This window comes from Hydrogenophaga sp. (genome assembly GCF_035481345.1).
Classification (GTDB): Bacteria; Pseudomonadota; Gammaproteobacteria; order Burkholderiales; family Burkholderiaceae_C; genus Hydrogenophaga.
Genome location: NZ_DATIGV010000030.1, coordinates 1 through 5,575, shown reverse-complemented (window position 1 = coordinate 5,575; position 5,575 = coordinate 1). Strand labels below are relative to the sequence as shown.

Genomic DNA, 5,575 nt, shown 5'->3' with positions numbered 1-5,575 from the left:
CCCGCCGCTGCTGCGCGCCTCGTCCACGGCGCGATCGAGTTGCTCCAGGGCCGCCGCGGCTTGCTCGGAGAAGGCCGCGCCGGCCCTGGTGAGCGCCAGGCGCCGCGTGGTGCGGTTGAACAGGCGCACCTGCAAGGCCTGCTCCAGGGCCCCAATGGCGCGCGTCACAGCCGACGGATCCAGCGCCAGGCGGCGCCCCGCGGCCGCGAAGCTGCCTTGCCGCACCACTTCAAGAAATACCTTGAGCTGGGTGGTTTCCATCGGGGCAGTGCATCGGGTCGGCACGATCCGTGCGGAAGCTGCACGAGTGCCATGTGGCGCGCGGGCTGTTGCGAGGCGTGACTGACTGAAAGACTGGTGCTCTCCCCTTCCAATGACCGCGAACATGAACACCTCGACCCCAACCTCCCGCCTGCTGCGCATCGATGCCAGCGCCCGCACGGACGGCTCGCACAGCCGCCGAGTGGGCGACATCGTTGAAGCCCAATGGCGGCGCGCCCACCCGCACGGCGAGCGGGTGCACCGCGAACTCGCGCTTGCCGCTCCAACGCACCTCGCGCAGGCAACCATCACCGGCTTCAATACACCGCCCGAGCAGTTGACGCCTGCCTTGCGCGAAGCCACGGCGCTCTCCGACGCGCTCGTCTCGGAGGTGCGCCGCGCCGACACCCTGCTGATCGCCGCCCCGATGTACAACTTCGGCGCACCGTCGGCATTGAAGGCCTGGGTGGACCAGATCGTGCGGGCTGGTCACACCTTCCAGTTCGGCGCGGACGGCCCGCGTGGCCTGCTGCAGACCCGGCTGGCGGTGCTGGCCCTGGTCTGCGGCGTTCCGGGCGCTCTGGGCAGCCCCGTCGATTTCCTGTCGCCGCACCTGGAAGCGGTGCTCCGGTTCATCGGCGTGCAGCGCGTGGTCACCCTGCACGTGGGCGGCACCGCGGGGCCCGCGGAGCCTGTGCAGGCCGCGATGGCCACCGCCGAGCGCGACGCCCGCGGCCTGTTCGCGTGAAGATCGACGCAGAGTGGGCGCGCCGGCCACAATGGCGCTGGCGCGCCGCGCTGCTGGCATGGAGACCGTGCCCTCAGCGCTTTCCGGGCCTTGAGCGCGCGCTCACCAGCACCGCCAGCAGCACCACGACGCCATTGGCCACCTCCTGCGCATAGGAATTGATGCCCAGCAGCACCATCGCGTTGTTCAGCACCGCGATGAACAGGCCGCCCAGCAAGGTGCCCAGCATGGAGCCCCTGCCGCCGAACAGGCTGGCGCCACCCACGATCACCGAGGTGATGACCGCGAACTCCACGCCGTAGCCGATGTTGGAATTGCCCGCGCCCAGGCGCGAGGTCATCAGCAGCCCGGTGAGCGCGGCCAGTCCGCCGGTGAGCGCGAACAGCACCATGCGGATGCGCTGGACGGGGATGCCGGAGAGATGCGCCGCCTCCGCGTTGCCACCGATGGCGTACACCGAGCGGCCGAAGGCGGTGCGTGAGGCCACGACGCTGAACACCACGAAGGTCGCCAGCATCAGCAGCGCGGGCACGGGGACGCCCAGCACCGAGCCGCTGCCCCAGGCCTGGAAGCCCTCGTCCAGGATAGGGATGGGCATGGCGTCGGTGATGAGCAGCGCGCCGCCGCGCAGCGCGGAAAACATCGCCAGGGTGACGATGAAGGACGGGATGTTGAAGTAGGCGCGGATGGCGCCCGCACCCGCGCCCAGCAGCGTGCCCACCACCACCACGAGCAGCGCAGCCAGCGCCAGCGGCAGCTTCAAGCCCACCACCAGCGTGCCGAACAGCGCGGAGGAGAACGCGATGGCCGAGCCCACGCTCACGTCGATCTCGCCAGCCACGATCACCAGCGTCATGCCGTAAGCGATGAGGCCGGTGAAGGCCGCCTGCCGCAGCACATCCAACAGGTTGCCCGTGGTGGCGAAGTGGGGTGCGAACAGCGCCGCCAGCGCGAACAGCGCGGCCAGCGCCACGAGCAGGCCCTTGATCTGCGCGTCCAGATGCGCCAGGCGCAGCGCGCCACGCGTGCCGCGCGCCGCCTCGCCCGAGGCCAGGGTGTCGGTGTTCATCGTCTTGTCTCCATTTATCTGTTCTCGAACCATCCATGCGCGCCGCCCATGGCGACGGCCATCACCTCGGCGAGGTCGGTTTGCGCCACCTCACGCTCACCCACGATGGCGCCGTCCTTCATCAGCAGCAGCCGGTCGCACAGCAGCATCAGCTCCTCCATCTCGGACGAAGCCACCAGCACCGCCGTGCCCTGGGCCGCCAGCTCGCGCAGCAGCTCGTGGATCTGCTGCTTGGCCGCGATGTCCACGCCGCGCGTGGGCTCGTCCAGCAGGAAGATCCGCACGTCGGCGTTGATGCATTTGCCCAGCACCACCTTCTGCTGGTTGCCGCCGGAGAGGCTGCGCACCGGGTCGGCCAGGCTGGCCAGCTTGACCGACAGGCGCGCCGCGCTGCGCTGCGCCAGCTGCGTCTGCCGGCGGTGCGACAGCATCGCGCGGTGCACCACCTTGTGCAGGCACGACAGCACCAGGTTGTGGGCGATGCCCATGTCCAGCACCAGCCCCTCCTTCTTGCGGTCTTCGGGCGCCAGGCCCACGCCGTGGCGGATCATGGCGCGCGGCGAGCGCCGCCGCGGCGGCTGGCCGAACACCTCGATGCCGCCGCCGATGATCGCGTCCAGCCCGTAGATGGCGCGCAGCAGCTCGGTGCGGCCCGAGCCCAACAACCCCGCCAGGCCCACGATCTCGCCCTGGCGCAGCTCGAAACTCACGTCCTTGAGCCGGCCCGCGGTGGACAGGCCGCTGACCTTCAGCGCCACGCCGCCCGGCGTGGCGCCCTGGCGGCGCTGAGGCACCGCGCCTGCGGGCTCGCCCGTCATCAAGCGCACGATCTCGCCCGTGGGCGCTTGGGCGATGGGCACGGTGGCGATGTGGCGGCCGTCGCGCAGCACCGTCACGCTGTGCGCCACGCGCTGGATCTCGTCCATGCGGTGCGACACGTAGACGACGGCCACGCCGCGCTCGGCCAGCGTGCGCACCGTCTTCAGCAGCATCTCCACCTCCGACGCGCACAGCGAGCTGGTGGGCTCGTCCAGGATCAGCACGCGCGGGCTGAACGAGAGGCCGCGCGCGATCTCCACCAGCTGCTGCTGCGCGATCGACAGGCGGCTCACCTTCACCGCCGGGTCCAGCGGCACGCCGAACTCCGCGAGCACCGTGGCCGCCGCGCGCCGCATCGCCGCCTGGTCGATGAAGCCACCCTTGCGAAAGCCGCGCCAGCGCCCCAGCAGCACGTTCTCGGCCACGCTGAGCTCCGGCACCAGGCTCAGCTCCTGGTGCACGGCGGCCACGCCCAGTGCGTTGGCGTGGCCGGGGGTGAACACCGCCACCGCGCGGCCCGCCACCTGCAGCGTGCCGGTGTCGGGCGCCTCGGCGCCGGAGAGGATTTTCACCAGCGTGGACTTGCCCGCGCCGTTCTTGCCCAGCAGCGCCCGCACCTCGCCCGCGGCCACGCGGAAGTCCACGCCCTGCAGCGCCTGCACGCCGGGGTAGGACTTGCGCAGGGCCGTCGCCGCGATGGCCTCAACGGCGGTCGGCGACATACTTCAGCGCGGCTTGCGGGCTGTCCTTGGTGTAAGTGGGCGAAGGGGCGTACTGGTAGAACTCGCCCACCGGCTCTTTGCGCGCGGCGCGGATGGCGGCCTCCAGGCCGCGGGCGCCCAAGCGGTACGGGTCCTGCGCCGTGGTCCAGTGCACGATGCCGTCGGGCGAGGCGATCAGCTGCGCCACTTGCGTGTCCACGTCGATGCCGAAAACGGCCACCTTGCCGGTGAGGCCCTTGGCCTTGATGGCCTGCGCGGCCGCCACCACGGCGTCCTGGTTCTCGGCGATGAACACGTTGGCGTCCGGATGCGCCGCCAGCAGCGATTCGGCGATGGGCCGCGCCTTGTCCAGTTGGTAGCCTTCCTGTTCGCCAAGGATCTTCACGTCCAGCCCGGCCAGTTGCTCGTTGATGCCGGCGCGGCGCTGCTTGCACACGTCGTACGCCTCGCAGGTGAGCATCAGCACGCGGGCCTTGCCGCCCAGTTGGGCCTTGATGTAGTTGGCCGCCGCGCGGCCCGTGATGGTCCCGATGTTCTTGTTGTCGCTGGTGACATAGGCCTGCACCAGGCTCTTGTCGTCCGGTGGGTTGACGCAGGTGGTGTAGCACACCACCGGAATGCCCGCGGCCTTGGCCAGGCGCAGCGCGGCCAGCGAGCCGGTGGGCGACACGGCCGACACCAGGATGGCGTCGACCTTGCGCGTGATGAAGGTCTGGATGAACTGCGCTTCTTTCGCCGCGTCGAAGCCGGCGTTCTGCACCAGAACGCGCGTGTTGCTGGCCTTGGCGGACTCCTCGATGCCCTTGCGCGCCTCGGCGAAGTGCGGGTTGGCGAAGAGTTCGATCACGCCGATGGTCAGGGGCTTGTCGCTGGCGGCCTGCGCGCACGCCGCGGTGGCGGCGGCGCCCAGCATCAGTGCGGCCAACCCGCGCCTGAGGGATCCGTTCTTGCGTTGTGCATCCATCATTTGTCTCCTGTTGGTATGTGGGTGGGAAAAAAAAAGACCGCTCAGCCCGTCCCGGTCTCGGTCTCGAACTGGCGGTAGGCCTCGGGCTCGAACCACTCCACGCCGGCCTTGACCCAGTTGCCTGGCTCCACGGCGACGTCCAGACGGGCCTCGTGCTCGGCGTGGAAATTCATCTCGAACTGGATGCCGTTGGGGTCGTAGCAGAACAGCTGCCACAGCGGAAAACCCGGCACCTCGCGCTCGCGGTAGGGAATGCCCAGCGCGCGGCAACGCTCGCGCATCTGCGCGAAGCCGTGCGCGGACAGCGCGATGTGGTCGATGGCGCCGCTGCCGGTCGGCAGCGTGCCGTCGTTGCGCAGCGCCGCGGAGCCGGTGTAGATGTGCAGGATGGAGCCGCCGTGCGGCGTGTTCAGCTGCATCCAGTAGCCCGGAAATTCGAACTTGGGCCGCGGCGACTCGCTCATGCCGAAAACCTGCTCGTAGAAGCGCTTGCTGGCCTCGGGCTTGCCGGTCTTGATGGCGATGTGGAAAAGGCTGGTGGCGGGCATCGCGGCGACCTCAGGTGCCCGGGCGCACCATGTGGCCCTTGAACAGCGTCCAGTACTCGGCCAGGTCGTGCACCACGGCCTTGTAGCGCGCGAGCTGGGGCGACTCCATGTGCCGGTCCCACAGCGCGCGGCTTTCCCACAGCTCGGTGAAGATCCAGCTGTCGCCGTCCTCGGATTCGTTCATCTCGTAGCGCAGGCAGCCTTCCTCGGCCAGGGTGGGCAGCAGCAGGGACTGGAGCACTTCACGGAACGCTTCGGCTTTGCCGGGCCTGGCCTTGGCGCTGCCGATGATCACGAGCGTCGTCATGGTGAGATCTCCTGTGCGGCCTGGCTCACGTGGACTCGAGCGCGGGCGCGCTGGCTTCGGGCGCGGCGCCGAAGCTCATGAGATCGCCCTGCCACTTGCTTTGCTTGAGGAACTGCTCCCAATTCAGCGCATTC

The 5,575-nt window shown here is 69.7% G+C and carries 7 protein-coding genes; 1 reads left to right on the top strand and 6 read right to left on the bottom strand.

All coding sequences use genetic code 11. The features are described from left to right. Positions 1 to 261: LysR family transcriptional regulator (locus tag VLG41_RS03145; RefSeq protein WP_325347945.1), on the bottom strand; the 261-nt coding region annotated here is incomplete at its 3' end. A 124-nt stretch (positions 262 to 385) separates the two neighbouring features. Between VLG41_RS03145 and VLG41_RS03140 the strand changes: the two genes are divergently transcribed. Beyond that, the gene (locus VLG41_RS03140; protein WP_325347944.1) at positions 386 to 1,009 is read left to right on the top strand and encodes an FMN-dependent NADH-azoreductase; all 624 of its coding nucleotides are present in this window, start codon (positions 386 to 388) and stop codon (positions 1,007 to 1,009) included. 73 nt (positions 1,010 to 1,082) lie between these two features. Here the strand turns inward: VLG41_RS03140 and VLG41_RS03135 are convergent, their stop codons facing one another. Genes VLG41_RS03135 through VLG41_RS03115 form a run of 5 tightly spaced genes read right to left on the bottom strand, consistent with a single transcriptional unit; the run spans position 1,083 to position 5,441 of the window. Beyond that, positions 1,083 to 2,078 carry an ABC transporter permease gene (locus VLG41_RS03135; RefSeq protein ID WP_325347943.1) on the bottom strand — a complete coding sequence of 332 codons (996 nt, stop codon included), beginning with the start codon at positions 2,076 to 2,078 and terminating at the stop codon, positions 1,083 to 1,085. A 14-nt stretch (positions 2,079 to 2,092) separates the two neighbouring features. Further along, the gene (locus VLG41_RS03130) at positions 2,093 to 3,619 is read right to left on the bottom strand and encodes a sugar ABC transporter ATP-binding protein (RefSeq protein ID WP_325347942.1); all 1,527 of its coding nucleotides are present in this window, start codon (positions 3,617 to 3,619) and stop codon (positions 2,093 to 2,095) included. After that, entirely contained in the window at positions 3,600 to 4,583 is a 984-nt protein-coding gene (locus VLG41_RS03125) for a sugar ABC transporter substrate-binding protein (RefSeq protein WP_325347941.1), read from the bottom strand. The genes VLG41_RS03130 and VLG41_RS03125 overlap by 20 nt, the downstream gene beginning before the upstream one ends. A 44-nt stretch (positions 4,584 to 4,627) precedes the next feature. Further along, a complete protein-coding gene (locus tag VLG41_RS03120; protein ID WP_325347940.1) occupies positions 4,628 to 5,134 on the bottom strand; it encodes a VOC family protein in 507 nt (168 codons plus the stop codon). Positions 5,135 to 5,144: 10 nt separating this feature from the next. After that, complete coding sequence (locus VLG41_RS03115) at positions 5,145 to 5,441, bottom strand: putative quinol monooxygenase (protein ID WP_325347939.1); 297 nt, start codon at positions 5,439 to 5,441, stop codon at positions 5,145 to 5,147. Between the last annotated feature and the right edge of the window lie 134 nt (positions 5,442 to 5,575).

Coding starts and splice junctions, on each gene's coding strand:
- VLG41_RS03115 (WP_325347939.1), bottom strand. CDS start 5,441: ATGACGACGCTCGTGATCATCGGCAGCGCCAAGGCCAGGCCCGGCAAA.
- VLG41_RS03130 (WP_325347942.1), bottom strand. CDS start 3,619: ATGTCGCCGACCGCCGTTGAGGCCATCGCGGCGACGGCCCTGCGCAAG.
- VLG41_RS03120 (WP_325347940.1), bottom strand. CDS start 5,134: ATGCCCGCCACCAGCCTTTTCCACATCGCCATCAAGACCGGCAAGCCC.
- VLG41_RS03135 (WP_325347943.1), bottom strand. CDS start 2,078: ATGAACACCGACACCCTGGCCTCGGGCGAGGCGGCGCGCGGCACGCGT.
- VLG41_RS03125 (WP_325347941.1), bottom strand. CDS start 4,583: ATGGATGCACAACGCAAGAACGGATCCCTCAGGCGCGGGTTGGCCGCA.
- VLG41_RS03140 (WP_325347944.1), top strand. CDS start 386: ATGAACACCTCGACCCCAACCTCCCGCCTGCTGCGCATCGATGCCAGC.